Origin of the sequence: Flavobacterium sp. NLM (assembly GCF_002210235.1) — a bacterium.
Taxonomy (GTDB): Bacteria; Bacteroidota; Bacteroidia; order Flavobacteriales; family Flavobacteriaceae; genus Flavobacterium; species Flavobacterium panici.
The window spans coordinates 1-858 of record NZ_LIAC01000043.1 but is presented as its reverse complement, the minus strand read 5'-3'; the positions used below and the strand labels follow the sequence as shown (position 1 = coordinate 858).

Here is an 858-nt window from a genome sequence, read left to right as displayed (position 1 = left end):
AGTTGCAGCGAATACTGCAGCAGGAACTTATGATGTTGAGTACAGCATCTGTGAGGTTACTAACCCGACAAACTGTGATACAGTGATTTCAAAAGTTGTGGTGACTGGAGGAGTATTAGTTGCTAATACCGATGTTATCGGATCAATTACATCAACAAATGCATCTCAAACATTACCATTAAATGTATTTGATAACGATACTAAAAACGGAACAGCATTAGTTCCATCAGATGTAAATCTGACCACTACTACTGCAGACCCGACAGGATATTTAGTTCTAAACCCGGACGGAAGTTTAACATTAGGTGCAAATGCTCCGGCAGGTACTTATCAGTTAACTTACACGATCTGTGAGAAACTAAACCCATCAAACTGCAGTTCAAACACCGTAAGTGTAACAGTAGGGGCACCGACACCAACACCGGTAATTGATGCAGTTACAGAAACTACAGCAGCAATCAACGGAAACCTTGGAGGCACAACAGTATCATTAATAACTAACGATACGTTAAACGGAAATCCGGCTGTTATCGGTACTTCAGCAGGACAGGTAACATTGACTGCAGTAGGAACGCTTCCGTCAGGATTGACATTAAATGCAGACGGAACGGTAACTGTTGCGCCAAATACACCGGCAGGAACTTACGATGTTACATACAGCATCTGTGAGATCAGTAACCCAGCAAATTGTGATACAGTAATCTCAAAAGTTGTGGTAACAGGCGGCGTATTAACTGCAAATCCTGATACAATTGGATCAGTTACATCAACAAATGCATCTCAGACATTACCATTAAATGTTTTTGATAACGATACTAAAAACGGAACAGCATTAGTTCCATCAGATGTAAATCTGAC

General features: G+C 40.8%; 1 pseudogene. It reads left to right on the top strand.

Features of this window, described 5'->3' with window-relative positions:
* Positions 1-858: pseudogene (locus tag APR43_RS24595) on the top strand (gliding motility-associated C-terminal domain-containing protein); the annotation flags it as partial.